Raw genomic sequence first — 23234 nt, forward strand, 5'->3', positions numbered from 1 at the left:
GCAATGCAGCCGATACCTATATAACAGTCAACAGGTACACTATCCAGAGTTGGCCGCGCTGTTGACGGACGTCGCCTTGATCTTGGGTGTTTCTCAGTGATTTCAAAGACGAGATTTGACCTGCCGCTGGGGGCAGCACGCACGGGGTGTCCACAAACTGCGTTGCCCCGATCGTCTTGTACGCCCACGCTGTGAAGGGGAACACCAAGTACCGTGCTGCTACTTCTCGGAGCACTCACCGTCGCTGCCATTGTGGCGCCAGCTCTCATCCGACTCATGGGCAGATCAGCATTCGCCCTGCTCGCCCTCGTTCCCGCGGCCGGGTTCTTCTGGGTGCTGTCGCTGTTTACCAACGGCACTTTCCTCGATGATGGCGCGCTGACCACCAACATCGAGTGGATGCCCACCGCGCACCTGAACATCGAAATGCGGCTGGATTCCCTGGCGGGGCTGTTTAGCCTCATCATCTTGGGCGTCGGTGCGCTGGTGCTGTTTTATTGTTGGGGCTATTTCGATTCGAATCCGCCCCGGCTGTCGGTGTTTGGTGGCCAGATGGTTGCCTTCGCGATGGCGATGTTTGGCTTGGTCACCTCGGACAACTTCCTATTGATGTACATCTTCTGGGAGATCACGTCGGTGCTGTCTTTCTTGCTCGTCGGCTATTACGGCGAGCGGGCCTCCTCCCGGCGGTCGGCCGGGCAAGCGTTGATGGTGACCACGTTGGGCGGCCTGGCCATGCTGGTGGGCATCATCATGCTCGGGCGACTGACGGGCATTTGGCGCCTGTCAGAGATTCCCCAGTTCACCGAACTAGCCTTAACCCCGCACATCACGGTGGCCGTCATTCTCATCCTGGCCGGTGCATTGTCGAAGTCGGCTATCGCGCCGATGCATTTCTGGTTGCCCGGCGCGATGGCGGCTCCGACTCCGGTGTCGGCGTATCTGCACTCCGCTGCCATGGTCAAGGCGGGTATTTATCTGGTCGCGCGCCTGGCGCCGGACTTCCATGTGGTGGATACGTGGCATTTGGTGGTCATCCCCTTGGGGTTGTTCACCATGCTCATGGCTGGGTGGATGGCGCTGCGGCAGAAGGATCTCAAGCTCATCCTCGCTTATGGCACGGTCTCCCAGTTGGGCTTTATTACCGCGGTGGTGGCGGTTGGTTCGCGGGAGGCGATGATGGCGGGCCTCGCGCTGACATTTGCGCATTCGCTGTTTAAGGCCTCGCTGTTCATGATCGTCGGTGCGATTGATCACTCGACGGGTACTCGCGATATTCGGGAGTTGTCGGGGTTGGGGCGCAGGCAGCCGCTCGTCGCACTGCTGGCCATCGTCTCGGCGGCATCGATGGCGGGTATTCCGCCGATGTTTGGCTTCGTGGCCAAGGAGTCAGTGCTGGAGGCGGTCATGCATGAGCAGTTGCTCGTGGGAATGCCCCGCAACCTCATGCTCGTGGCGATTGTCGTGGGGTCGACGCTGACGATGGCGTACGCGCTGCATTTCCTCCACGGGGCTTTCGCAACGAAGAAGTCGTCCCATGTCAGCGGCGGTGGCCGTTCGGAGGCGGTGGAGAAAATGCACACCATCGGCCCACGGTTGTGGTTGGCACCGCTGGTGCTCACGGCCCTGACCGTGTTCTTTGGCCTCTTTCCCAAGCCGTTGTCGAATGTCATCACGATGCACCTGGATAACGTCACTCTGCTGATGCCGGGTGAGAGCCCCACGTATCTGGCCCTGTGGCACGGGTTTACATTGCCGCTGCTGTTGTCGGCGCTCATCATCGCGGCCGGTGCGATTATGCATTGGCAGCGGGCGGTCGTCGCCAAGGCGCAGCCGGAGGTGCCGGCGTTGGGCAGTGCCGATTCGGCTTATGACGCCGTGCTCGACATGTTCCGCCGCATTTCCCTGCGCTTGACGGCGTCGACACAGCGCGGTTCGCTAGTGGCCAACTTGGCCATCATCTTCGGCGTGCTCATTGTGCTGCCGGTGACGGCACTTATTATCGGCGAGCGCAGCGATGTCCGCATGGAACTGTGGGATTCGCCGTGGCAGGCGCTGGCGTCGTTGATCATTATTGTCGCGGCGATTGCAGCGACGCGGATGGATAACCGCCTGTCAGGGGTTATTTTTGTCGGCGTGACGGGCTACTCCATCGCCTTCATTTTTGCGTTGCAGGGGGCGCCGGATCTCGCGCTGACGCAGACGCTGGTGGAGACGATCATCATGGTCGTGTTCATGCTGGTGCTGCGCAAGCTGCCGTCGACGACGGAGTGGAAGCAGTCCCCCCAGGCCAATCGTCTGCGCGCGTGGCTGTCGGTGGCGGTGGGCCTGTCGGTGACGTTGGTGACCATGTTCGCCATCAACGCCCGCAACCAGGAGCCGATTTCGGCATATGTGCCGGACCTCGCGCAGGAGATCGGCCACGGTGCCAACGCGGTCAACGTGTTGCTGGTGGATATTCGTGCGTGGGATACGTTCGGCGAGATTTCGGTGCTGGTCATCGCGGCCACGGGCGTGGCCTCGCTCATCTACCGCACCAGATCCTTTACCAGAGCTTCTCGACGTCCGACCCTCTCCGTCACGGGCCGCCGCTGGCTGGCCGCAGGAGTTGAGACCGAAAAACAGCAAAACCGCTCCCTCATGGTCGATGTGGCCACGCGCGTGCTGTTTCCCTCGATGATTGCGCTGTCACTGTACTTCTTCTTCGCCGGGCATAACGCGCCGGGCGGGGGTTTCGCCGGAGGACTCGTCGCGGCCCTGGCGTTCACGTTGCGTTACCTCGCGGGCGGGCGCGCCGAATTGGAAGAGGCGCTGCCCGTCGATGCGGGTCGTATCCTCGGCTCGGGGTTGGTCATCGCGTCAATCGCAGCAATTTGGCCCATGTTCTTGGGCTACCCGCCGCTGACCTCGGCGTATGACTCGGTGGATCTGCCGCTCATTGGCAATATGTCGCTGCCGTCGGCGCTGATATTCGATACGGGCGTGTACCTCATCGTCGTCGGGTTGATCATGCACATTCTCAATTCTTTGGGCGGTCAGCTCGACTTGGAGGAGGAGATGCGCAAGCAGAGGGCGCGCGACCGCGCGCGCTCGATGGCGCGGGCGGCCGAGAGGCGACAACGGACGGCGTCGATAAGCACAGTCACGAAGGGAGAGAAGTAAATGGTAGCCAACCTGTTTCTGCTGCTAGCTGCCGGAACACTGATTTCCGCCGGCGTGTACCTGGTGCTTGATCGCGCGATGACGAAGATGATGTTGGGCCTCATGCTCATCGGCAATGGGGCGAATCTGCTCCTGCTGCAGGCGGGCGGACAGGCGGGGTCGCCGCCGATTATGGGGCGCGAGAGCGCGGAGTATGGCGAGAAGATCGCCGACCCGCTCGCGCAGGCGATGATCCTCACCGCGATTGTTATTTCGATGGCGATGACGGCCTTCATCCTGACGCTGGCGTACCGCCAGTACCGTTACCGCACGGCGGATGTTATTGAAGATGACGTCGAGGATGCCGCCATCGCCGCCCGTCCCGCGACGGCGAGCGCGGCCCCGGACCACGATGCTTCCGATGACCCAGAGACAGGCCGCCTGACCAGCGAGGGCGATAGTTTCGGGCCGAAGTCCTTCGAGGCACCAGTGAAGGCGGGCGAAGATGTCTGAGTTTTTCCTCCCCTACGTTGATTTCTTGCTGCCCTTGATGCCTTTCCTCATTCCGCTGCCAGTGATCCTGCCGGCCGTGGCTGCGGCCCTGGCGTTGTTGGCCGGGCGCCACCCCAATATCCAGCGGGTGATCGCGCTGGGCACGTTGCTGGTGCTCATTGCGCTGACGGCGTCGATGGTCGTGGTCGTTGACATCGAGGGCATCCAGACGGTGCAGCTTGGTGGCTGGGACGCGCCCGTCGGCATCACCCTCGTCGCCGATCGCCTCTCGACGGTCATGCTCACCGTCTCCTCCATGGTCCTGTTCTGCGTCATGTGGTACGCGATCAGCCAGGGTGTGCGCGATGGCGGCAAGGACGAGCCTGTCGCGGTGTTCCTGCCCACGTACATGCTGCTGAGCATGGGCGTGAACATGTCTTTCCTCGCCGGCGACCTCTTCAACCTCTACGTGGGCTTCGAGGTCTTCCTCGTCGCCTCCTACGTGCTGCTCACCCTCGGCGCCTCGGCGTCGCGAGTGCGCGCGGGAGTTTCCTACGTCATGGTGTCCATGGTGTCGTCGATGATTTTCCTCTTCGGCCTGGCCATGGTGTACGCCGCCGTGGGCACCATCAACCTCGCGCAGATCGGGATGCGCATGGACGAGATCCCCTCGGGCACGCGCGCCGCCATCTTCGGTGTCCTACTCGTCGCCTTCGGCATTAAGGCCGCGGTCTTCCCGCTCGACGCCTGGTTGCCCGACTCCTACCCCACCGCCCCCTCGCTGGTCACGGCCGTGTTCGCCGGATTGCTGACCAAGGTCGGCGTGTACTCGATCATCCGCATGCGCTCGGTGGTGTTCACCGATGGCTCCCTCGATGGGATGTTCATGTGGGTGGCGCTGGCGACGATGATCGTGGGCATCCTCGGCGCCATGGCCCAGAACGACATCAAACGGTTGCTGTCATTTACCCTGGTCAGCCACATCGGCTACATGATATTCGGCATCGCCCTCGGCTCCGCGCAAGGCCTCTCGGGCGCGATCTTCTACGCCATCCACCACATTCTCGTGCAAACCGCGCTGTTCCTCGTCGTCGGCCTCATCGAGCGCCAGGCCGGAACATCCTCGCTGCGGCGCCTCGGCTCCCTCGCTTACACCGCCCCGGTCATCGCGATTCTCTATCTCATCCCGGCGCTCAACCTGGGCGGCATCCCGCCGTTCTCCGGCTTCCTGGGCAAAATCATCCTCATCGAAGCCGGCGCCAACCAGGGCAGCTGGCAGGCGTGGGTCCTCATCGCGGGCGCGGTCATCACCTCCCTACTCACCCTCTACGTCATGGTCATGGTGTGGTCGAAGGGCTTCTGGCGAGACCGCAAAGATGCCCCCGAAGGCAACGTGGCGACGGCCCGCCCGTCCCCCCTCTCCGAGGTCACCGATGAGGTGGAGTTCGGAGAGCGTGACGACGTCGGCCGCATGCCAGTCGGCATGGTCGCCTCCACCACCACACTCATCGCCGCGTCCCTCGCCGTATCGGTCCTCGCCGGACCGATCGCCGGGGTCACCGATCGCGCCGCCGAATCGGCCCAGGACATCTCCATCTACCGCACCGCGGTGCTGGGGACAGACTTCTCTAACCCTTCCCGCACCCTTAACCAGCAGCGGCTCGATGATGGCTCCGATGATTTGCGTAACCGCGAGCATGGGTTACCCGAGCCGATACCGGTCATCTCATCTACTCCAGCCACTGAGGAGGCCCAGCCATGATCGCCGGACTCAAGCGCCGCTGGCGCCCGTGGTTCGTTGTCTGGATCACTCTGATGTGGTGCCTGCTCATGGGCCAGATCAGCTGGGCGAACGTCATTGGCGGCTTCCTCGTCGGCCTCGTCGTCGTGCTGGCGCTACCGCTGCCCGCTATGCCCATCGCCGGGCTGAGTATCCGCTGGGGCACCTTTATCAGCTACTTCTTCGTCTGGATCTGGGACCTATTCATCGCGTCCTTCCGCGTCGCCTGGCTGGCGCTGCGACCGTCCGACCCACCAAAGACCGCCATCGTGCAGGTTCCCATGCGCGTCTCCTCCGAGCTGGTCATGACGTTTGCCACCGCCTTGTACAACCTGCAGCCGGGCGGCTCAGTCAGCGATATCGACATCGCCAACCGGATGTGGACCGTGCACCTTCTCGACGCAGGCACCCCAGCTGCCCTGCAGCGCGAGATCGATAGCATCGCCAGCCTGGAACGCCGCATGATCCACATCTTCGAGAGGAGCTAGCAACCATGGACCCCTCCATTTACAACGCCTTCCTCCTGGTCGCCGCCGTCATCATCAGCATCTCTTTCCTCATGATGACCTGGCGCATCCTCGTCGGCCCCAACTCCCTCGATCGCGTCCTCGGCCTCGATGGCTTCATCGCCATGCTCCAATGCGCCTTGGCCACTTACATTTGTTGGACCTTGGACACCACGGTCGCCAACGCCATGCTCGTCGTCGCCCTACTGGGCTTCATCGCCTCCGTCTCCGTTGCCCGCTTCCGCAAGAGGGATGGTGCCTAACCCATGACCTATTCACTGGTTGCCGACATCGCGTCATTAGTCCTGATCATCACCGGCGCCTTGTTCGTGTTCTCCGCCGCAGTCGGCGTCGTCCGCTTCAAAGACACGATGTCGCGGGTCCACGCCATCACGAAGCCGCAGACCACCGGCCTCATCCTGGTGATCTTGGGGGCACTGCTGCGCGTCTCCGGCTCCCCCGAGTTCGGCATGGCCGAGCGCGGGGACCTGGGCGTGCTCATTTTGCTCGTGCTCTTCGCCGGGATCACCTCACCAGTCACCGCCCAGCGCCTCGGCCGCGTCTCCCGCCGCGAAGGCCTGTACGGCAAGCCCGAAACGATGTCGCGTAACGACGCCCCCGCTGAGAAGTCCCTGCGCAGGCGGTAGGGTCCTCGAATGCCAAAGCAGTTCTATCGCACACCGCGAAATAAGCAGATAGCGGGAGTGTGCTCTGGAGTTGCCGAGGTTTATGGCATGAAGCCAGATACCGTGCGATGGCTCTATGATCGCCGTCTATCTCTTTCAGTGGCTCGTCTACTCCATCGATGAGTAGCTAGGCGAGCAGCTCCCGGACGACTAACGCCGGGTTTGATTCGTACCAGCGGCCCTCGGGCACGCGGATCACCTTCGCGCTTTGAAAAGTGTCCGGAGTGTTGGCCGAGCTGAAGATGGTGAGGGGGATCCCGAGGATTCCCAACTGGCCGATGAGGTCGAAATCGCGCAGAGATTCCAACGACTCCATCGCTTCATCCTTGTCGATGCCGCGGCGTCGCAGGAGGAAACGCGGGATGAGGCGAAGGGCCTTCATCTGGGCGTTGATGGTTTTCTCGTCGGTGCGCAAGGGGGCGTCGGAAAGCAGCAACCGGCTGACCCGGTTGGGTTGGGCCAGGGCGAGTTGGGCGGCGACGAGCGCGCCGGTGCCGTGGCCGAAGAGGATGACGCTGCGGAGTTCGTGGCGGTCGAGGTAGTCCTCGAGCGTGCGGCATTGGTCATTGATGCTGCCTACGGCGAGATTAGGCAGCCAGGGTTTCACATCGGCGGGCAGTTCCTGCACGATGCCGGTGAAGGTATCGGGCATGAGGCCGGCGGGGTGAACGAGGACCAGGTTAGTGTTCAAGGGGTTTCAGCTCTTCCATCTCATCGCAGGTGAGGTCGATGACGGGGGTCCAGGAGCCAGCATTGTGGAAAGCACGGCGTTGGCGCTGGTAGCCGGCGCCTCGTTCGAGGATTTCCACTACCAATTGCAGCTCGTCGTAGCAGCCGAGTTCGCGGGCCAGCGGGCCGAGTTCATCGGTGAGTTCGGCGAGTTCTTGGGTGACCCAGCGTTCATCGGTGTCTCGAGAGGTGATGATCTGGGCTTCCATGCCGTAGCGGGCGGCGCGCCATTTGTTTTCGGCGACGTGCCAGGGCTGGAGGATGGGGAGTTCCTCGCCGCGGTCGATCATGCGGTCGTAATGGACGACGAGGCAGTGGGTGAGGGCGACGACGGCGGAGAGTTCACGCAGGTTGGACGTGGCGTCGGCGACGCGGACCTCGATGGTGCCCCACTTGGCGGCCGGGCGGATATCGAAGTGCATGGAGCCGGTGTGGTTGATGACGCCGGAGATGCCCTGGTCGTGCATGTAGGATTCCCACTCTTCCCAGGTCTGGAACTGGTACGGCAGGCCGGCGGTGGGGAGCTGCTGGTAGAGCATGGTCCGGTTGGAGGCGTAGCCAGTGTCGATGCCGTCCCACCCCGGGGACGAGGCCGTCAGGGCGAGCAGGTGGGGGTACTTGGTCATCATTGCGTTGATGATGGGCCACACTCGGTCGGCGGAGGAGATGCCGACGTGGACATGGATGCCCCAGATGAGCATCTGCGAGCCCCAGAAGCGGGTGCGCTCGATGATCTCGGTGTAGGCATTTTTCTCCGAGACGGGGTTCTGACGGAAATCGGAAAATGGGTGCGAACCGGAGGCCCACAAGCGCAGACCGAGGGAGTCGGCGGCCTCTTTAACACAGGCCAGGCCCTGAGCTAGCTCGTCGATAGCCGCCGGACTCGTCGGGTGGATCCCCGTGACCAGCTCGACGGTGTTTTGGAGGAATTCCTTTTCCAGGTGCACCTCAGGGTGGGCGGCGTTGACAGCCGCGATGACCTCCGCGGCTTTGGGCGCGAGGTCCCGGGTGGCGGGGTCGACGAGGGCGATCTCCCATTCAATGCCCAAAGTGGGCTGGGGTGAGCCGTGGAACTGAATCGGTTCGATCGCCATCGCCATGGCTCCTTTAAGTTACAGCGCGACCTGGTTGACCAGGACGAGGGTGATGTCGTTGGCGCCGTTGGTGCCATCGGGTAGAGCCTGATTGTATTCCTTGGCTACTCCCCCGACGCGGTCGGCCAGCTCTCGGGCGCGGCGCTCGGCGTCGGCGTTGCCGGGTTGGAAGTAGACGGTGTTCTCCGGGTGGATGATGTCGGAGACGTTTCCTACTTCGCCGATGTCGAAGCCTTGGCCACGGAGGGAGTCGGCGACGTCCTTGGCCAGGTTCGGGACGGTGGAGTTGTTGAGTACGTTGAGGCGGGCGGGGGCATCGCTCGCTCCTGGCGCGGGGGCCGGGGCGGAAGTGGTTTCCTTCGGGGTCGACTCCGGAGCCGACGCCGGGGCGGGCGCCGCGACGGTGGACTGCGGAGCAGCAGCGGAGGTCTCGGAAGAAGTCGCCTGGTCAGAGGAGCTGGAGTTTTGCGTCATGGCGTACACGCCCCAGAGGCCGAGGATGACGGCGACGGCGATGAGCACCATCGCGAGGCCGCGTAGCGGCAAGCCGGTGGTGCCAGAAGTAGCATGGTCCTGATTGTCCTGATTCACATTCGTCACAGTAGTCACTCTAGCTTTTCGTTGAGCAGCGCTCGCTCACCGGCGCGCCTGTCGCGGACCCGCCGTAGGCGGGACAGCAGGACGGGGTGGGCGGACATGGCCGCGGGGACGTCGATAAGCAGGTTGAGGCGCTGATAATAGCGGACGGGGCTCATGCCCAGCTGCGCCCGGATTGCCTCTTCCTTTAAGCCGGCCGAGCGGGGCGCGCGTTCCTCGAACGCCAAGAGGCGGGCGTCGGAATCGGAGAGCTCGGACATGCCTAAACTGTAGAGCATGACTGTGCGCCCCATTGTTATCCACGGCGACCCCGTGCTCCATCAGCCGACCACGCCTATCGATCCCGCCGACATCGCCTCCGAGGAGATGCAGACACTGATCAAGGACATGTTCGAGACGATGGACGTAGCCAACGGCGTCGGCTTGGCCGCCAATCAGGTCGGGGTGGGCAAGCGCATGTTCGTCTATAACTGCCCCGACGACGAGGGTGTTATGCACACCGGCTGCGTGATTAATCCGGTGCTGAGCACCTCCGCCATCCCGGAGACCATGCCCGCCGACGACGGCAGCGACGACGAAGGGTGCCTCTCCCTGCCGGGCGAGGGCTACCCCACTCCGCGCGCGCAGGAGGCGACCGTCACCGGACTCGATGCCGAGGGCAACCAGATCACCGTCGACGGAACCGGATTCTTCGCCCGCTGCCTGCAGCACGAGGTCGGCCACCTCGACGGATTCGTCTACACCGACGTCCTCATCGGCCGCTACAAGCGCCAGGCCAAAAAGGCCATCAAGGCCAACGGATGGAATCAGGCCGGCCTGACGTGGATGCCGGGCGTCGACGACGATCCTTTCGGGCACTAATGGGCATCTTCCGCTCCGACGAGGCGCAGGTGGGCGACCGGGTCGTCGTTCGCCGCCAGCTGCCGGACACACCCGGCCATCTCAGCGACGTCATCGGCCACGTCCTCAGCGTCGATCCGCTCGTGGTGCGCCCGCAGGCGGTCGGTGGCTTGCCGAGTACGGCGGAGTCCCTGAAGATCTTGCCGGAGCAGGTGAAGGTGCTGAAGAAGCTCTCCCCGCGTACGATCCGCAACTCCGACATCCGCGCGGTCGAGGTGGCTACCGCGAAGGCCTTCCCCGGTACCGAGCACACGTGGACCACCAACGGGCAGTGGCTCATGCGCGCCGGCGATGGCATCACGGAACGTTCCAATTCGGCGGTCCCACTTGGCCCCTCGGCAGGGTTTGAGGCCGTCCCCCTCGATGAGATCACCGCCTTCTATGATCGCCACTACCTGCCCGTTCGCCTGCTCATTCCCGAGCGCATCGGGGCCCCGGCGGAGAAACTCACCGCCTCCGGCTGGACTTTGGGCCCGGAAATCATAGTCATGACCAGGCCTTTGGCGGAAGTCCCTGAGCCGGAGGCCGCGCCGGAACTGAGCTTCCTCATCGAAGACCAGCCCGATGACGACTGGCTGGCCCTCTACCACTTCCGCGGCCAGGCCCTGCCCGTCCGCGCGCTCGAGCTCCTGCGCGAGCAGATCGACGGCCAGATGGGCTTCGGCCGCCTGCTCACCCCCAATGGTGAGACCGTCGCGATCACCCGCGGCACCCTCACGTCCTCGGGCGACGGAAGCCTCTGGCTTGGTTACTCGGCCGTCGAGGTGGCCGTTGCTTATCGACGCCGCGGCCTCGGCACCCGCCTCGGCATCGAAATGTTGCGTTGGGGCGCGGCCAACGGCGCTGATCGCGCCTACCTCCAAGTCATCGCCTCCAACACGGCGGGGCGTGCGTTGTACCAGAAACTGGGCTTCGTCGAGCACCATCGCCACCGCAGCGCGGAGCTAACTCACAGGTAGTCTGTACTACATGCGAATCGTCAATTGGAATGTCAACTCCGTGCGAACCCGCGCGGAGAGGATCGTGGAGTTCCTTCACCGCCACGATGTTGACATCCTGGCGATGCAGGAAACCAAGTGTTCAGACGACAAGTTCCCCTACCTCGCCTTCGAGGAAGCCGGCTACGAAGTAGCCCACATGGGCCTGAGCCAATGGAATGGTGTGGCGATTGCTTCGCGGGTGGGGCTGACGGACGTCGATAAGCAATTCCCCGGACAACCCGGATTCGACAAAGACCCTGCTCAACCGCAAGCCGTGGAGGCGCGCGCCATCGGTGCGACGTGCAACGGCGTGAAGGTGTGGAGCCTGTACGTCCCCAACGGACGCGAAATCGCCGACCCACACTACGACTACAAACTCCGCTGGCTCTACAACCTTAAGTTCCATATCGCGGACTCGCTGCGCGCGGACCCCGAGCACAGCGCCGTCTACCTCGGCGACTTCAACGTCGCCCCCCTCGACGTCGACGTGTGGGACCCCGCCTTCTTCGAAGGAAAAACCCATGTCACCGAGCCGGAACGCCAAGCCTTCGATGGGCTTATCGACGCCGGTCTCACCGAGGTCACCCGCCCCCTCACCGAGGAGCGTTTCACCTACTGGGACTACAAAAGCCTGCGCTTCCAGAAGGGCGAAGGCATGCGGATCGACTTCCAGCTGGCCACCCCAACCCTGGCCAGGCAAGCGCGGGCCGGATTCGTAGACATCGAGGAACGCGCTGGCAAGGGCGCCTCCGACCACGCCCCCGTCGTGGTGGACTACGTCCCTGCTGCCGACTACGACGAGGTCCGCTAGATGAACATCGCCTTCGATCTGAGCACTTGGCAGATGATCGGCCTGATCATTGACTACTCCATCAAGATCCTCGCCATCGGTTTCGTCCCCGAAGGTCGAAGGCCCAGTTCCTCCACCGCCTGGCTGCTAGCCATTTTGTTGCTGCCCTTCATCGGGTTGCCGCTCTTCCTCCTCATGGGCTCGCCCTATATCAACCGTCGCCGCCACCGCATCCAGCAGGAAGCGAACGCGATGATCGAGGACATCCAGGCCGATACCCCCGACTTCCCCCAGTACGTCGACCTGTCCGAGGAAGTGCAATCCGTCGTCCGTCTCAATCGACGCCTGACCAACCTCCCCGCCGTCGTCGGACACAACGAAGGTTTGCACACCGACTACAACCACACCCTGCGGCAAATGGCCGAGGCCGTGGACACCGCCACCGACCACGTCCACGTCGAAATCTATATCACCGCCTGGGACGACACGACCGACGTCTTCTTCCGCTCCCTCGAACGCGCGGTGCAGCGCGGAGTAAAAGTCCGGATGCTCTTCGACCAGGTCGGATCGTGGAAATACCCCCGCTACCTCTCCCTGGGGAAGCGGCTGAGCGCCATCGGCGTCGAATGGCAACTCATGCTCCCGCTCAAGCCGTGGCGCGGCCGCTTCCGCCGTCCCGACCTGCGCAATCACCGAAAAATGCTCATTATCGACGACCAGCTCGGCTTCATCGGCTCCACCAACATGATCGAGCGCTACTACCGCGTGCGCAAAAAGCAACAGCCCGACCGCCAATGGATCGATGTCATGGCCCAACTCACCGGGCCGATCGTCTCCTCCATGGCCTTCGTCTTCGCTGTCGACTGGTACTCCGAGACCGGAGAACTCCTCGAAGTCACCCCCCTTGAGCACGAACATGACCAACCCGGCATCGACGACGACCCCGCTTCCAACGTCGTCCAACTGGTCCCTTCTGGCCCGGGCTACACCACCGAGCCGGTGCTGCGAATGTTCACCTCGATCATCCACCTCGCCCAAAAGCGCCTCGTGCTGTGCTCCCCCTACTTCATCCCCGATGAATCAGTCCTCGAAGCCGTCACCACCGCCTGCTACCGCGGGGTGCACGTCGACCTGCTGGTATCGGAAAAATCCGACCAATTCGTGGTTCACCACGCCCAGTCCTCTTACTACCAAGCCCTTCTCGAAGCTGGCGTCCACATCCATCTCTTCCCCGAGCCCTACGTCCTGCACTCGAAGTTCATCCTCGCCGACCCGGACGAAGAGGGCGAAGCGCTGGGTACTCTCGGATCCTCCAACATGGACATGCGCAGTTTCGGCCTTAACTACGAGTCGACGCTCATGATCACCCACGGCGACCTCATCGACGACCTCAACGAGCTCGCCAGCGCCTACCTCGCTGTCTCCCGCCTCCTCACCCTGGAGGATTGGAACCAGCGCGGCTTCTTCCGCCGCTACATCGACAACGTCATGAAACTGACGTCGGCCCTGCAGTAGTGTTTCTCCCGGCGTAAACCACCCCGCCGAGGGCAATCAGCGAACACACCAGCATGCCAATGGCCATGTTCAGTCCCGGATTTTCCCCCAGCCCCATCAGCGGGCTCATCGAACCGGCAAGACCGAACTGGGCGAACCCCATGAGAGCAGACGCTGACCCCGCCCGCGCACGCACGAGCCCCGTGCCCAACGCCGTCGAATTGCCCATGATAACGCCGACCTGCGCCACGGAAATAAACAACAAACCCACGATCAGCGGGGTCAGCGGCTTGAGGGTGACCACCAGCAGAAGCAACGCGCTCGCACTGATGAGAATCGCGAGCGCAATGAAGAGGATGAGCTGGGTGTTCACGCGGCCGACCAGTCGCCCATTGATGACATTGCCCGCGATGATCCCCCCACCGTTGATGGCGAAGAGCAACGCATACGACTGAGCGCTGAAGCCCAATTGCTCTTGAAACAAGAACGGGGACGCGGCGATGTAGCAAAACAGCGCCGAGAATCCGAAGGCGAAAGACACCAAGTACCCTCGATAGCCAGCGTTGCGGATGACGTAGGCGTAGTTGCCCACAATCCCCCGGACCGTAGCCGGGCTGCGCTCCTCCGGCGGCTTGGACTCTCGGATAGCAAATACCACCACGAGCAACTGTGCCACCGCGATTCCGGCCAGCACGAAGAACAGGCCCCGCCAGCCGATCGGCTCCAACAACAGGCCACCGGCAACCGGGGCGAGGATGGGCGCCACCCCCTGGATGGACATGAGCAGTGAGAAAGCGCGGGCTGCCGCCGGGCCTTTAGCCAGATCCGGGATCACGGCACGGGAGAGAACCACGCAGGCGCCCGACCCCACGCCCTGCACGAGTCGCGCCACGATGAGAACCGTGATGCTCGGAGCCACCGCCGCGATGATCGCTGCCACCAACGCAACAGCCGCCCCACCCAGCATGAGCTTGCGCCGGCCAACCGCATCCGAAATAGGCCCGATGATGAGCTGGCCGACGGCCAACCCCGCCAGGAAGCCAGACAGCGTCAACTGCACCATCGCCGGGGTGGTGCCCAGATCCGCGGCGATCCCCGGCAGTGCGGGCAGGTACATGTCAATGGAGAACGGCGCCGACGCTGACAGCAACGCCAAACTCAGGAGCAGGGGGACTCCGAGTTGCTGCCTACCCTGATGCGAATGCTCACCGTGCTTTGTCACCCCGCACACCTTAGTCCACTCTGAATTGAGAAACTGCGGTGATAGGTTTGATGAGAAATGGCTGAGCAAAACTGGTGGACATGGGCGGGGAGGTTCTGGTGACCCCCGAGCAACCGCGCCCGCATTCCCCCACCCTTCCCGGCACTCATCACTTTGTGAACCCGAGGATGATCCCCGCCGACCGCGACTTCGTCGCCCTATCTAGGCTCGGTGTTTCCGTCCGGTGGTGCGGCGTCATCGCCACCATCGCGGTCATGGTTGTCGCGGTTTACCTCATTCTTGACGGCGCGTCCGGTGTCGGCGCCGGCACCGTCGGCCGACTATTCAACCTGGCCACCAACCCCATCATCGGCCTGCTCATCGGCATCGTGGCCACAGCCGCGCTGCAATCCTCCACGACGGTGACGGCGCTGACCGTGGCCGCGGTGGGCACCGGCGGAGTCTCCGTCCCCGTCGCTATCCCTATCATCCTGGGCGCCAACATTGGCACCACCATCACTCCCCTGCTGGTGTCCTTCAGTTTCGTTGGTGATCGGAGAAGCTTCCAGCGGGCCTTTGCCTCCGCCTCCTTGCACAATTGGTTCAACCTCGTGTTTGTCCTGCTGGCCTTCGTTTTGGAACTGCTTTTCCATCCCTTGAGGTCCTTTAGCACGTGGCTTTCCGAGCTTCTCCTCGGCAAGGGCTCCCAACCCACCACCACTGGAAATTTTGTCCTGGAAGTCATCTCGCCGGTGATTAATCGGATCGGATTCCGAGGTTGGCTGGGCGAGCTCTTTCCGCCCGGCGTGGCTCCCGTGATCAGCGTCTTGGTTGGCACCGTGACCATTATGGTGAGCATGCGCGTGCTCAGCTCGCTGCTGGCGACTCTCATGGCCGCGAAGACCCGCACTCTAATGGAACGATCCTCAGGCGCCTCCGACGCGCTGGGCTTGGTATCTGGCGCCGCGGCAACCGCGCTGACTCAAGCCTCGTCGGTGGTCATCTCTTCTTTGCTCCCCTTCGCCGTCACTCGCTCCCTTCGCCAGCGAGAAATTCTGGCCATCACGCTCGGCGCCAATGTCGGGACGACCCTCACGGCACTGTTAACGGCGTTAGCTGTGCCGGGCTCGATGGGTTCTTTCGCCATTCAGGCGGCGTTAGTCCACGTGGCCTTCAACCTGGGATGCTGCCTGCTCGTGTTCTTCCTCAAGCCGCTGCGCGCCATGTTGTTCTCCTTAGCGGAGTTCTCGGGGCGCATCGCCTCGGGCGGGTATTCCGTCGCGGCCGGGTTCCTGGCGGTTGGTTATCTGGCGCTGCCGGTGGTGATCATCGTCAGCCATACGATGCTCGGGTCGCGATGAGGACGTCGGGAGTGCCAAAATTCTCTAGAATACGAATCGCGTTCAGCCGCGAGCTGGGAAAACGCTAGGTAATACGTTTGATTCTAGAGAATTTTGGCACCCCGCCCCGTCAGGCATCCCGCCGCTGCAAGGCAAACACGCCCAAGACCCAGAGCGCGACGGCCCAGGCGAAGAAATAGACGCCCGAACCGTGGACCCCCCATGGCGCATCCTGGAGTGGGATGTCCATGATGAAGGCGTTGAGGTTTTCAAAGGGCAGGAAGCGGGCAATGTCATTGCCCCAATTAGGGATGAGGCGCACGATGCCCTCTAACCCCATGAACCACACGAGCATGAGGGCCACGGTGCCGGCCGTTTGGCGAAGAAGCAGCGCCATGCCCTGGGAGAACATGACCACGGCCGCGGCGGCGGCCGGGTAGGTCCACATGATGAGGAGGGCGGACTCATCCTTGAACGGCTCGAAGAGGGCGGCGGCGGAGGCGGGGGCGAGGGCGTCGGCAAGCAGGAAGCCAGCGACGATGACCAGGAAGGTCAAGATCGCGGCGATGGCGGCGTAGAGCAGCAGCTTTGCTAGGGCGACGGTCCAGCGTCGGGGCGTGCCCAGGTACGTCACCGATTGGACTTGGTAGCGGTATTCGGTGGTGATGATCATGATCGCTTGGATCATGAGGACACAGAAGCCCAGCAGATAGGCGGCCGAGGCGGTTGACGAGGCCCAGATGGTGGGGAACCCGCCGTCGGCTTCCATCGCGGTGTACCCCATGACGCCAGCCCAGCCGACGGACATGAGGACGAAAAGGGCGGTGGTCCACCAGAAAGAGCGGGTGGTGCGCAGCTTGGTCCATTCGGAAGCAAGGGTGTTGATGAACATGTGTTACTTGGCCTCCTGGGAGCTGGCCTGGTACTGAACCGAGTCGTTGGTGGAGTCCATGAAGGCATCCTCCAGGCTGGCTTGGCGCAGCGCCAGCTCGCGGACGGCAAAGCCCTCGGCGAAGGCCAGCGCGCCGATTTCGTCGGTACTGCGGTTGGGGACCTCGAGGACGGGACGGCCGTCGGGATCAGTCGTGGTGGTGGAAGAAAACCCGAGCTCCGCGAGGCGGGCGGCGAAGGACTCCTGCCGCTCGGTGCGGACCTGGACGACGGCGGCCGAGTGCTCGCGGATGAACTGGTGGGTGGTGGTATCGGCGACGAGGCGGCCCCGGCCGATGACGACGAGGCGGTCGGCGGTCAGGGCCATCTCAGAGAGCAAATGCGAGCTAATGAGGATGGTGCGGCCCTCGGCGGCTAGCGCCTTGAGCAGGCCGCGGACCCAGCGAATTCCTTCCGGGTCGAGGCCGTTGACGGGCTCATCGAGGATGAGGACCCGGGGATCGCCCAGCAAAGCCCCGGCCAGTCCGAGACGCTGGCCCATACCAAGGGAAAAGCCGCCGGCTTTCTTAGAAGCAACGTCGCTGAGCCCGACGAGGCCGAGCACCTCGTCGACCCGGCGCTTGGGAATACCGTTGGACTGCGCCATCCACTTCAGGTGGTTGGCCGCGGAGCGGTTGGGATGGACGGCTTTGGCGTCCAGCAAGGCGCCCACCTGCTTGAGGGGGCGGCGAAAGTCGCGGAAGGGGCGGCCGTCGATAAGCGCGGTGCCGGAGGTGGGGTTGTCCAGCCCCAGGATCATTCGCATGGTGGTGGATTTGCCAGCACCGTTGGGGCCGAGGAAGCCGGTGACTACCCCGGGTTCGACCGTGAATGTGAGAACATCGACGGCGCGGACCTGGCCATAGTGCTTGGTCAGACCTTCAAGCTGAATCATGGTGTACACCTTGCCATAGGATTCAGGGAGAAAGCCTGTGAATGACCTGTAGAAGCCCCGGGAGTGCGCTTGCGAAGGCGGGCATGAGCGGCAACTCGTCCAGTGCGCGCAATGGCACCCACCGTAGTTCGAGGGATTCCTCGTTGGGAGTGACCCGCAGCGGCTTGCCCGTCACCGTCCGCGCGATGACGGTGGTGTAGGTCCATTTGGCACCAGGGGACGGCCCCGCGGTCACCTCGGCGTGCAGCACCTCGACGAGGCTGGGTTCGAGGGAGGTTTCTTCCACAGCCTCGCGCAAAGCTGCCTCGATGGTGGTTTCGTGGGAATCCCGTGCCCCGCCCGGCAACGCCCAGGTACCACCCTGGTTGGTCCATTGGGCGCGGTGCTGCAAGAGCACCTGCCGCTGCTCCCCGGAACCAGCCAAGAGCATCAACCCGGCCGCCCCGAAACGGCCCCACACGCGTACTCCTCCGGGGCCGACGGCCCAGCCGTTTCCATCACCTTCCATAAAAACGACAATAGACACCTCTCGAGTACATGACATCGGACACAATTCGGGGTTATCATGAGCCAATGACCGGCGCGAAGGACTCTGGCGAGCCTGCACATACCGCCGTGGACAGTGCCCCCGAGAAACCCACCCGATCCGGGCCCCTCAAGTATCGCCGCACCAGGCTACGGGCGATGTCCAATGCACTCTCGGCCCGGCGCGCCGTGCTTATCGACGACGACGGGGCAGACGTCCCCGAAGACACCCAGGACCACTGGCTGGACCAGGTCAGCTCCGATGAGGAGTTCCGCCGCCGTTCCATCTCCAGCCGGTTGATGGATACGTTTTCGGTGCCATGGTTGTGGCTACGACGGGTGTTTTCATACCTGGTGACCACGCCCGGCAAAATGCTCAGCATCGCGTTGCTGCTGTCCATGTCAATTTTTGCCGCCGGGTATTCGATGTCGCAGTCGTCGGCAGACCGCCAGCAATCGCTTGATGTTTTGCTCACTACGACGGAGCCGATGAGCTACTCGGCGCATAACCTGTACACCTCGCTGTCCCTCGCGGATACCATCGCCACGACGGGTTTTGTGCAGGCTGGTGTGGAACCGGCGGGCACACGCAATCGCTACAACGCCGCCATCGACCGGGCCATGGTCTCGGCGGCGGAATCCTCAGCGGGTATTGGATTCGAGGACCGCCGCGCACTCGAACTCATTGCCAGTATCGAACGCCAAATCCCCATCTACACCGGCCTCATCGAGACAGCTCGGACGAACAACCGCGTGGGCAACCCGGTCGGCGTGGCGTACATGGCTGAAGCCTCGGGCTTGATGCGCGAGGATATTCTTCCGGCCGCCGCCGAGCTCTTTGCGCTGACCAGCCGTGAGGTCCGGGAGCAGCAAAACAATCTCACCCAGCCACAGTGGGTTCCGCTCTCGGGTCTGCTCGCGGCCGTGGTATTCCTCGTTATCTCCCAATGGGCGTTGTGGCGGATGACGCGGCGCCGGCTGAATAAGGGCTTCCTCGCCGCAACGGGACTGATGATCGTGGCGATCTTGTGGGTGAGCGTGTCCAATTTCAGCACGTGGCAAGCGGGAACGCGCGGCTTCGCGGAGGCGTCCATGCCGTGGGACTCGCTGACGGCCTCGCGCATTCAGGCGCAGCAGGCTCGGACCTCGGAAACGTTGGCGCTGGTCCGTCGGCAATCCGTCGCCGACTCCACCACCCAATTCGAGTCCTCCACGTCGGCGGTCACTAGTGCGCTGGATGACTTCGAGCAGGCCGAGGGCCACAACCCCCGCAGCGCCGAAGATCGCAACCTCACCCTCATCACCGAGGCCCGTAGCGCCTTGGCGGATTGGGAAGCTGCCCACATTCGCTTCACCAACGCGATGGTTGACGGCGATTACCAGGAGGCTATGCGCCAGGCCACGACGAACTTGGCCACCCCGGGTGAACCGGCCACCTCGGCGGGTTCCTATGATCGCCTCGACGCCGCCCTCTCCCGACTCATCGCCGATGCCCGCTCTTCCATGCGCGCCTTTATTAATGATGGCCTGGCCGCCACTCAGCTCGTGGCCACCGCGATCCTCATTCTCTCGCTAGCAGCGATCGCTGCAGTGTGGATCGGCATCCGCCCCCGCTTGCAGGAGTACCTGTGATGCCCACCCGCCGGATCATGGCCTCCCTGGCCGCGCTATTGAGTGTCAGCCTCGCCGCGTCCGCCTGCACCTCGCTCAACTTCGAATCTCTGCATCCCACGGCCACGCCCGATGATGAAGATCGCCCCGCCGCGCACGCCTACGGCCCGCCCCTACCGGCCGGAGCCACCGTGGAGAACCCGGGTGAGCAGCCGCCGCAGGAGATCAACACGAACGACATCATCGGCTCCTTCCGCCCAGACGATCTCGACCCACTCGAGCGTATTCCCCGGATCGTCCATCGGGGTCGCATCATCGTCGGGGTTGACCAGTCACAAAATTTGCTGTCATATCGTGATTCCGTCACCGGTGAGCTCCGGGGCTTCGAGGTGGACCTCGCCCGGGAGATCTCCCGGGATATTTTCGGCGACCCAGACCGGGTTGATTTCCGTTTCATCGAGTCCGCCTCGCGGGCGGAGGCGCTCGAAAACCACGAGGTAGACATCGTTATCCGCACGATGACGGTGACGCGCCTGCGTCAGGAACAGGTCCTGTTTTCCACCCCCTACCTCACCACCGACTCGCGCCTGCTGGTGATCAAGAACTCGGACATCAAGGGAGTGGATCAGCTGCCGGGCCGGACGGTGTGCGTCACCGATGGTTCCACCGCATTGGAAAAGGCCCGGCTTAATGCACCGCAATCACGGATTCTCAAAACCCGAAGCTGGGCGGACTGCCTCGTCGCTCTCCAGCAACACCAAGCCGACGCTATTTTGTCGGATGACACGATCCTCTCCGGTATCGCTGCGCAGGACCCGTACACGACGATCGTCGGCAGCACGCTGGCCTCTGAATCCTATGCGGTCGCTATGCCACTGCCCGATAGGCTTTATGATTCGGTGCCGCTGACTAGGCAAGTTAACTCAACTATCGAGCGATTATTCCGGGACGGGACGTGGTGGGATATGTATAACCGCTGGTTCGCGGCCTACAACGCCACTGCCGGTCCGCCTCCGCTGAATTATCGCCCGGAAGACTCCGCCGAGAAAGCCCCAGAGGAATAATGAGCACCCAGCAGCCGCCCTCATCCGCCTTCCCGCAGGACGAAACCCCGACCACTGGTGTCGTCCACGAGGAGCTGATCGATCTCGACGATTCTCCGACCGGCACCCAGGCCGTCGCCTTCGACCCCTTCGCCGAGGACGATGAGGAGTTGGACGATGACTGGGGGAATTATGACGAGTCGATGGGTGACATTTCCGCCCTCCTCGCCGACCTGGACAATCTGCGAGACCACAGCCCCGCCGCCCCGAGCAAGGAGCTGTCGAAGCGCGACGATACTTCCGCCAGGGCTCGTCAGCTAGCGCTCTCGACCTTCCGTGAGCGACGCGGAGCGGAACGAACCGGCCGCACCGTCGCCGACGGCATGGTTAACCTGCCGTTTGTACGCCCCTCAGACCCGGAAGACGCACTCATTGATCCGACCGAGGCGGTAGAAAAGAAAGGGATCCCGGAGCCGCAGCTGCACCCCGGTGATATGGTCGCCGGGCAGTACGAGATTCTGGGCGTCATCGCCTATGGCGGCATGGGCTGGATCTACCTGGCCAATGATCATCACGTGTCGGGCCGTCACGTGGTTCTCAAGGGGCTGCAGTCAACCAAGTCTGCTGATGAACAGGGTGCCGCGATCGCGGAGCGGGAGTTTTTGGCGGACATTACGCACCCCGGCATCGTGAAGATTTTTAACTTTATCGACGACCCGCGGGTGCCCAGCGGCTTCATCGTCATGGAGTTCGTGGGCGGACCTTCGCTGCGCAGCCGCCGAAACGACCAAGAGTCCCACGTCCTTCCCATTGACCTGGCTATCGCCTACATCCTCGAGGTCCTGCCCGCCCTTGACTATTTGCACTCGCGCGGAGTGGTCTATAACGATCTCAAGCCGGACAACATCATCGTCACCGAGGACCAAGTCAAACTCATTGACTTGGGCGCGGTCTCGGGCATCGGGGCCTTTGGATTCATCTACGGCACGAAGGGCTTCCAAGCCCCTGAGGTTGGCGCGGAGGGGCCGAGCGTGGCCAGCGACATCTACACCGTCGGCCGGACGTTAGCGGCGCTGACGGTGCACCTACCGAAGGAAGACGGCGTCTACTTGCCGGGGTTGCCCAACCCTACGGAGGTGCCCACCTTCCGCAAGTATTTGAGCTTCTACCGTTTCTTGGAACGTGCTTGTCATCCCGACCCGAAGCGCCGCTTCGATTCCGTCAAAGAAATGTCCACCCAGCTCTACGGGGTGCTGCGTGAGGTCCTGGCGGTGCGCGACGGGGAACAGTTCCCCGCCCAGCATTCTCTGTTTTCCCCGCAGAGAACCACGTTTGGCACCAAGCACCTCGTGTTCCGCACTGACCAGCTCATCGACGGCATCGATCGGACGGTGCGAATCACCTCCCCCGAAGTCGTCGCCGCGTTACCCGCCCCCCTCATCGACCGCAGTGACGTGGGTGCAGCCATGCTGTCTGGCTCCTCCTACACCGAACCGCAGGAGGCCCTGGAAACCCTCCGCCAAGCGATGAAGACCCCGGAATACGAGCAGTCGGCAGAAATCCCGCTCGGTGTCGTCCGCGCCATGCTTGACCTTGGGTTTACCGGCCAGGCCCGCACGTGGTTGACCTCGTTGGAGGGACGTTTGGGCCACGATTGGCGCTACCAGTGGTACGCGGGTGTAACCGCCCTACTCCTCGATGACTACTCCAGCGCCCAACGCCACTTCGCCGAAGTCCTGCGCATTCTGCCCGGCGAGGCCGCGCCGAAGCTGGCGCTGGCCGCCGTGGATGAGTTGATCCTCCAGCAGCTAGGATTCCACCACTCCCAGCTCATCCCCGAAAAGACCGCGCGGGCGGCCTCCTACCTGGGAAGCACGTTGGACACCCTCGACGGGGAGGAACTCACCCAGCTGACCAAGAATTGGTCCTACGAGACCCAGGACCCCGCCATGCTGCGCTTTTCCGCCATGCGCCTCTACGGCTTGGTGTGGGTCACCAACTCCACGACCGTGTCCTCCGCCTTCGGCCTTGCTCGCCAGCTCATGGCCGAGAACCAGATTGAGATGGCGGTCGCCGCGCTGGATAAGGTGCCGCAGGCCTCCCGCCACCATCGCATGGCCCAGCTGACCACCATCTTGCAGCTCATTTCGGGCACCCTGACGGAGTCGCGCATTCGCCGCGCCGCCCGCCGGTTGGAGGAGATCCCCACCAACGAGCCGCGCTTTTTGCAGATCAAGATCGCCGTCATGTCGGCGGGCCTGAACTTTCTACGCAACGCCGGAGTGGATACAGCCGCCTCCCCCAACGACCTCTTCGAGTTCCACTTCACCCAGCGGGGCCTGCGCCGCGGGCTGGCGGAAACGCTGCGCCTGCAGGCTCGCCAGGCGCCCTTCCCCATCCATCGCTACACCCTGGTCGACATGGCCAACCAGGTCCGCCCCGTCACCTGGTTCTAAAAAAATGCTTATCGACGCCCCCCTCCTGGAGGGGGGCGTCGATA

General features: G+C 63.2%; 23 protein-coding genes. 15 read left to right on the forward strand and 8 right to left on the reverse strand.

Going from position 1 to position 23234, the window contains the following annotated elements:
• Positions 1 to 213: 213 nt before the first annotated feature.
• The 7 genes from CATRI_RS11670 to CATRI_RS11700 are packed head-to-tail and all read left to right on the forward strand — an operon-like array spanning position 214 to position 6728.
• The gene (locus tag CATRI_RS11670) at positions 214 to 3162 is read left to right on the forward strand and encodes a Na+/H+ antiporter subunit A (RefSeq protein WP_290217771.1); all 2949 of its coding nucleotides are present in this window, start codon (positions 214 to 216) and stop codon (positions 3160 to 3162) included.
• The gene (locus CATRI_RS11675) at positions 3163 to 3654 is read left to right on the forward strand and encodes a Na(+)/H(+) antiporter subunit C (protein WP_290217772.1); all 492 of its coding nucleotides are present in this window, start codon (positions 3163 to 3165) and stop codon (positions 3652 to 3654) included.
• The gene (locus tag CATRI_RS11680; protein WP_290217774.1) at positions 3647 to 5395 is read left to right on the forward strand and encodes a Na+/H+ antiporter subunit D; all 1749 of its coding nucleotides are present in this window, start codon (positions 3647 to 3649) and stop codon (positions 5393 to 5395) included. Before CATRI_RS11675 ends, CATRI_RS11680 begins: the two co-directional genes overlap by 8 nt.
• Positions 5392 to 5901, forward strand: a complete 510-nt coding sequence (locus CATRI_RS11685; RefSeq protein ID WP_290217776.1) for a Na+/H+ antiporter subunit E — start codon at positions 5392 to 5394, stop codon at positions 5899 to 5901. The genes CATRI_RS11680 and CATRI_RS11685 overlap by 4 nt, the downstream gene beginning before the upstream one ends.
• A gap of 5 nt (positions 5902 to 5906) precedes the next feature.
• Entirely contained in the window at positions 5907 to 6182 is a 276-nt protein-coding gene (locus CATRI_RS11690) for a monovalent cation/H+ antiporter complex subunit F (RefSeq protein ID WP_047253877.1), read from the forward strand.
• 3 nt (positions 6183 to 6185) lie between these two features.
• Positions 6186 to 6566 (forward strand): monovalent cation/H(+) antiporter subunit G, encoded by a 381-nt coding sequence (gene mnhG / locus CATRI_RS11695; RefSeq protein WP_290217780.1) that lies wholly within the window; start codon positions 6186 to 6188, stop codon positions 6564 to 6566.
• Positions 6567 to 6575: 9 nt separating this feature from the next.
• Positions 6576 to 6728, forward strand: a complete 153-nt coding sequence (locus CATRI_RS11700) for a PspC domain-containing protein (protein WP_290217782.1) — start codon at positions 6576 to 6578, stop codon at positions 6726 to 6728.
• 4 nt (positions 6729 to 6732) lie between these two features.
• On the opposite strand, the gene CATRI_RS11705 is transcribed toward CATRI_RS11700, so the two are convergent.
• Genes CATRI_RS11705 through CATRI_RS11720 form a run of 4 tightly spaced genes read right to left on the reverse strand, consistent with a single transcriptional unit; the run spans position 6733 to position 9303 of the window.
• Positions 6733 to 7296 (reverse strand): alpha/beta fold hydrolase, encoded by a 564-nt coding sequence (locus CATRI_RS11705; protein WP_290217784.1) that lies wholly within the window; start codon positions 7294 to 7296, stop codon positions 6733 to 6735.
• Entirely contained in the window at positions 7286 to 8428 is a 1143-nt protein-coding gene (locus tag CATRI_RS11710) for a glutamate--cysteine ligase (protein WP_290217787.1), read from the reverse strand. The genes CATRI_RS11705 and CATRI_RS11710 overlap by 11 nt, the downstream gene beginning before the upstream one ends.
• An 18-nt stretch (positions 8429 to 8446) precedes the next feature.
• Entirely contained in the window at positions 8447 to 9028 is a 582-nt protein-coding gene (locus tag CATRI_RS11715; protein WP_290217789.1) for a LytR C-terminal domain-containing protein, read from the reverse strand.
• Between the two features lie 5 nt (positions 9029 to 9033).
• Complete coding sequence (locus CATRI_RS11720; RefSeq protein WP_290217791.1) at positions 9034 to 9303, reverse strand: DUF3263 domain-containing protein; 270 nt, start codon at positions 9301 to 9303, stop codon at positions 9034 to 9036.
• Here CATRI_RS11720 and CATRI_RS11725 point away from each other — a divergent pair.
• From CATRI_RS11725 to cls, 4 genes are read left to right on the forward strand one after another with little or no spacing between them, the layout of a single operon-like run.
• Positions 9302 to 9886 (forward strand): peptide deformylase, encoded by a 585-nt coding sequence (locus CATRI_RS11725; protein ID WP_290217793.1) that lies wholly within the window; start codon positions 9302 to 9304, stop codon positions 9884 to 9886. The genes CATRI_RS11720 and CATRI_RS11725 overlap by 2 nt on opposite strands.
• The gene (locus CATRI_RS11730; RefSeq protein WP_435384207.1) at positions 9886 to 10884 is read left to right on the forward strand and encodes an N-acetylglutamate synthase, CG3035 family; all 999 of its coding nucleotides are present in this window, start codon (positions 9886 to 9888) and stop codon (positions 10882 to 10884) included. The genes CATRI_RS11725 and CATRI_RS11730 overlap by 1 nt, the downstream gene beginning before the upstream one ends.
• A gap of 10 nt (positions 10885 to 10894) precedes the next feature.
• Complete coding sequence (locus CATRI_RS11735) at positions 10895 to 11716, forward strand: exodeoxyribonuclease III (RefSeq protein WP_290217797.1); 822 nt, start codon at positions 10895 to 10897, stop codon at positions 11714 to 11716.
• A complete protein-coding gene (gene cls, locus CATRI_RS11740) occupies positions 11717 to 13210 on the forward strand; it encodes a cardiolipin synthase (protein WP_290217799.1) in 1494 nt (497 codons plus the stop codon). It begins immediately after the preceding gene.
• Here cls and CATRI_RS11745 read toward each other — a convergent pair.
• Entirely contained in the window at positions 13182 to 14411 is a 1230-nt protein-coding gene (locus CATRI_RS11745) for a multidrug effflux MFS transporter (protein WP_290217801.1), read from the reverse strand. The two genes, cls and CATRI_RS11745, sit on opposite strands and share 29 nt — an antisense overlap.
• 80 nt (positions 14412 to 14491) lie before the next feature.
• On the opposite strand from CATRI_RS11745, the gene CATRI_RS11750 reads away from it, so the two are divergent.
• Entirely contained in the window at positions 14492 to 15751 is a 1260-nt protein-coding gene (locus CATRI_RS11750) for a Na/Pi cotransporter family protein (protein ID WP_290217803.1), read from the forward strand.
• Positions 15752 to 15860: 109 nt separating this feature from the next.
• Here the strand turns inward: CATRI_RS11750 and CATRI_RS11755 are convergent, their stop codons facing one another.
• Genes CATRI_RS11755 through CATRI_RS11765 form a run of 3 tightly spaced genes read right to left on the reverse strand, consistent with a single transcriptional unit; the run spans position 15861 to position 18063 of the window.
• Positions 15861 to 16622 (reverse strand): multidrug ABC transporter permease, encoded by a 762-nt coding sequence (locus CATRI_RS11755; RefSeq protein ID WP_290217805.1) that lies wholly within the window; start codon positions 16620 to 16622, stop codon positions 15861 to 15863.
• A 3-nt stretch (positions 16623 to 16625) separates the two neighbouring features.
• Positions 16626 to 17555 carry an ABC transporter ATP-binding protein gene (locus tag CATRI_RS11760; protein WP_290217808.1) on the reverse strand — a complete coding sequence of 310 codons (930 nt, stop codon included), beginning with the start codon at positions 17553 to 17555 and terminating at the stop codon, positions 16626 to 16628.
• Positions 17556 to 17577: 22 nt separating this feature from the next.
• The gene (locus CATRI_RS11765; RefSeq protein WP_290217809.1) at positions 17578 to 18063 is read right to left on the reverse strand and encodes an NUDIX domain-containing protein; all 486 of its coding nucleotides are present in this window, start codon (positions 18061 to 18063) and stop codon (positions 17578 to 17580) included.
• A 65-nt stretch (positions 18064 to 18128) separates the two neighbouring features.
• Here CATRI_RS11765 and CATRI_RS11770 point away from each other — a divergent pair, with 65 nt between their 5' ends.
• The 3 genes from CATRI_RS11770 to CATRI_RS11780 are packed head-to-tail and all read left to right on the forward strand — an operon-like array spanning position 18129 to position 23190.
• The gene (locus CATRI_RS11770) at positions 18129 to 19712 is read left to right on the forward strand and encodes a GlnX family signal transduction membrane protein (protein WP_290217811.1); all 1584 of its coding nucleotides are present in this window, start codon (positions 18129 to 18131) and stop codon (positions 19710 to 19712) included.
• The gene (locus CATRI_RS11775; RefSeq protein ID WP_290217813.1) at positions 19712 to 20755 is read left to right on the forward strand and encodes a glutamate ABC transporter substrate-binding protein; all 1044 of its coding nucleotides are present in this window, start codon (positions 19712 to 19714) and stop codon (positions 20753 to 20755) included. The genes CATRI_RS11770 and CATRI_RS11775 overlap by 1 nt, the downstream gene beginning before the upstream one ends.
• Complete coding sequence (locus CATRI_RS11780) at positions 20755 to 23190, forward strand: serine/threonine protein kinase (RefSeq protein ID WP_290217815.1); 2436 nt, start codon at positions 20755 to 20757, stop codon at positions 23188 to 23190. Before CATRI_RS11775 ends, CATRI_RS11780 begins: the two co-directional genes overlap by 1 nt.
• Positions 23191 to 23234 lie beyond the last annotated feature (44 nt).

Origin of the sequence: Corynebacterium atrinae (genome assembly GCF_030408455.1) — a bacterium.
Lineage (GTDB): Bacteria > Actinomycetota > Actinomycetes > Mycobacteriales > Mycobacteriaceae > Corynebacterium > Corynebacterium atrinae.